The organism is Streptomyces sp. UH6 (assembly GCF_013421635.1).
Taxonomy (GTDB): Bacteria; Actinomycetota; Actinomycetes; order Streptomycetales; family Streptomycetaceae; genus Streptomyces; species Streptomyces abyssomicinicus.
Window position 1 is genome coordinate 1 of the sequence record NZ_JACADT010000716.1, and the last position, 2920, is coordinate 2920.

2 protein-coding genes are annotated in these 2920 nt (G+C 73.1%); both read right to left on the minus strand.

Annotated elements, in window-relative coordinates; all coding sequences use genetic code 11:
- Positions 1 to 8 precede the first annotated feature (8 nt).
- Complete coding sequence (locus HW445_RS24745) at positions 9 to 2129, minus strand: cellulose binding domain-containing protein (RefSeq protein WP_180223148.1); 2121 nt, start codon at positions 2127 to 2129, stop codon at positions 9 to 11.
- Positions 2130 to 2287: 158 nt separating this feature from the next.
- Entirely contained in the window at positions 2288 to 2503 is a 216-nt protein-coding gene (locus tag HW445_RS24750) for a hypothetical protein (protein WP_180223149.1), read from the minus strand.
- Positions 2504 to 2920 lie beyond the last annotated feature (417 nt).

Sequence of the window (2920 nt, forward strand, 5' to 3'; positions counted from 1 at the left end):
CAGGCCGGTCAGGAGGTGCGGCAGACCGTGCCGTTGAGGGTGAACGTCGTCGGCGTCGGGTTGGCCCCGTCGTTGGCGCCGACGAACCCGAACGTGGCGGTGGAGCCGCCCTTCGGGGCCAGCAGCGCGTTCTGGCCGTTGTCGGTCACGTGGACGCGCGTACCCGAGCCGGTGACGTCGGCGTTCCAGGAGCTCTGGACCGACTGGCCGGACGAGGGCCAGGTGAAGTCCAGCGTCCAGCCGTTGATCGCGGTGTCGGCCAGGTTGGACACCGTGACGGTGGCGACGAAGCCGTTGCCCCAGCCGGTGTCCACCCGGTAGTTGACCAGGCAGCTGCTGTCCCGCGGCGCGGTCGTGGCGAAGGTCAGCGGCTCCGACGGGCGGGAGAGCCGGCCGTCGGCGTCGCGGGCGAGGACGTTGACGGTGTGCTCGGAGCCCGGCGGGAGGTTGTGCAGCGTGGCCGAGGTGGAGGTCGAGCTGGCGAGCAACTGGGCGTTGGTGCCCAGGCGTTCGTACACCTCGTAGCGCACCGCCTTGCCGTTCGCGGGGGCGGTCCAGCTCACGGTGGCGGTGGAGCTGTCCACGGAGGTGACCTTCGGGGCGCCGGGCGCGCCGACCGAGGCGGCCGCCGAGTGCGGGGAGACGGTCACCGTGGTGATCGAGTAGGGCGGCAGTTCCTGCACGCCGCCCGTGGAGGCGGCGACCCGGGTGACGTCGGTGTCGCCGCGGCCGTAGCGGTGGACGACCGGTGTCTGGGTGGTGGGGGTGAACCCGGCGTAGTCGATCCGCGCCGTGTGGGTGGCGTCCGCGTCCTTGTTGATCAGCATCACGCTCAGGGAGCCGTCGGCGCGGTGCACGGCGTGCGAGGAGACCTGGTCGTCGCTGGTCGAGGAGGCGACCATGGTGTCGCCGGGACGGCCGAGCTTGGTGAGGGACTTCAGGCCGTAGTAGGGGTGGAACGGCGTGTTGACGGCCGGCTGGCAGACGTCGCCGACGCAGCCGCCGCTGGAGAGCAGGCCGTAGTCGTTGAAGTCGGTGTCGCCGTCCACCGACCCGACCTTGTCCGGGCCGTTGTGGGTGTTCCACCAGTCGACGTTGAAGACGCCGTTCTCCAGCGCCGTCATGTAGGTGTCCGCGGCGAACAGGCCGTTGGGACGGCTGTTCATCTGGACGTTGGAGTTGACCTCGGTGAGGGCGATGCCGATCTTCGAGGAGCGCGCCCCGGCGTAGCGGTCGATCTGGCGGCGGACCTCGCGCAGCTGTCCCGGCAGCCGGTTGGCCCGGTCCAGGGCCTCGTCGGCGGTGGCCCCGCCGGGGTAGGAGTGCACGACGGCGAAGTCGACGGTGCCGGCGACGGCGGACAGGACGGTGTGGTTCCAGTCGGCCGAGTCACCCTCGCCGGTGATGCCGTCGGGCCAGTCGCCCGGGGTGGTCAGCACGGCGCCGATCTTGATGGTCGGGTCGACGGCCTTCATGGCCTCGGCGTAGGCGAGGACGTTGCGCGCGTACTCCCGGGGGCTCTTGTCCGGGTGGTCGTCCGCCTCCCAGCCGCTGCCGTAGTGGCCGTTGCCGTAGATCTCGTTGCCGATCTCCCAGTACTTGGCGCCGTAGCCGCGGGTGACGTTGGCGTAGCGGACCCAGTCGGCGGCCTCCTGCGGGGTGCCGGTGCCGTAGTTCGCGATGATCATCGGCTGGGAGCCGGTGGCGCGGACGGTGCCCATGAACTCGTCGAAGCTGGTGCCCGGGGCCACGTATCCGCCGGGGGCGGTGTGGTCCTTCCAGTGGTAGATGTCGCCGTAGGAGCCGCCGGGGTACCGCATCACCCCGACGCCCGCCGCGCTCATGAGGTCGGCCACCTCGGGGTCGTTCATGTGCGAGTCCCAGATCGCGGTGTTCACGCCGAACGCCGCCTTGTCGATCGTGCCGAGGCCCACGCCCGCGTTGACGGAGACCTCGACGGTCGCCGCCTCGGCGGCCTGGTCGGCGGCCGCCGGGGCCGGGGGGACGGCGGCCAGCGCGGCCACGGTGGCCAGGGCACAGGCCAGGGTGGCGGCCGGGCGTCTGCGGCCGCCGCCGGAGGGCCGGGGCGGGCGTAACCGGGCGTCGGCGAGGCGGTGTGCGAAGGGCATGGCGTGTCCTCCTCGGGCGCGTACGGCATCGGCACGGCGCCCGGTGTCTGGTCGGTGGTGTGACACGAGGGGTGGGAGCGCTCCCACGATGATGCGGGGGAGGCATGACCGCGTCAATGGGGCGGACGGTGGCGGTTCGTCCGTCGGATCCGCGCCCGTCAGATCGCCCCCCGCCGGGCGAGCCGCTCCGCCTCCGCGTGCCACCAGGCCGGAGGGGCGGGGCCGGTGACACGGGCCGTCGGCTGCTCCGGGTGCAGACCCAGCCGGCGCAGCGCGTCGGGGTGGACGTGGATCTCCGTCACGCAGTGCCGGCTGCCACCGGGGCCGGCGCACCGGAGGAGGTCCAGGCGGACCTCGTCACCGGCGAACGGCATCCAGTCGACGCCGCGCTCGCGCAGTCAAGCCCGGAGGGCGGCCGCCGGACGGGGCGCGCCGGTGGTGTTCCGGTGGCCGGCGACCAGTACCCAGGCGGGGCTCGGGGCGTTCGTCATGGAGGCATGCTCCCTCGCCGTCCGGGGAGCGGCAAGAGTTCCGGGCTCCAGGGCGTCTTCGGGCCCGAGGAGCCGCTCGGAGCGTGGCGCAGGGGCTGAACGGTGAATGGTGAGCGGTGAGCGGTGGGCCGGTCCCCGGGGGCGTGAGCTACGACGGGGCCGCGTAGCAGCGCACGGTCACCACCCGGTCCGTCCACCGCGGGGCGGCGTCGCCCAGGTGTCGCCAGCCGAGGCGCTCGTAGAGGGCGACGGCGGCGGTGTCGGTGGCGAGGACGTCGAGGACCGGGTGCAGCCCGGCGG

Coding starts and splice junctions, on each gene's coding strand:
- HW445_RS24745 (WP_180223148.1), bottom strand. CDS start 2,129: ATGCCCTTCGCACACCGCCTCGCCGACGCCCGGTTACGCCCGCCCCGG.
- HW445_RS24750 (WP_180223149.1), bottom strand. CDS start 2,503: ATGCCGTTCGCCGGTGACGAGGTCCGCCTGGACCTCCTCCGGTGCGCC.